A 214-nucleotide genomic window follows, 5' to 3' on the forward strand; every position below is an offset into this window, starting at 1 on the left:
CAGGGCCTGAAATTAACTTAACTTGAGCGCCCAGTTGTAAAGCGGCTTCTGCAAGTGCATAACGCATTTTACCTGAACTGTGATTTGATATAAAACGCACCGGATCGAGAGGCTCACGCGTTGGGCCTGCTGTTATTGTAATTCTTTTTCCTGCAAGTAATTGCGATTGTTCTTTTGCAGTACATAGCGTAACTAGCTCATATGGCTCTAACAT

The 214-nt window shown here is 43.5% G+C and carries 1 protein-coding gene; it reads right to left on the reverse strand.

From position 1 onward, the window contains the following. The coding region (locus V6260_RS19195; protein WP_341595620.1) for a phosphopantothenoylcysteine decarboxylase at window positions 1-214 on the reverse strand (214 nt) is incomplete at both ends.

Source organism: Pseudoalteromonas aliena (genome assembly GCF_038155085.1).
Taxonomy (GTDB): domain Bacteria; phylum Pseudomonadota; class Gammaproteobacteria; order Enterobacterales; family Alteromonadaceae; genus Pseudoalteromonas; species Pseudoalteromonas aliena_A.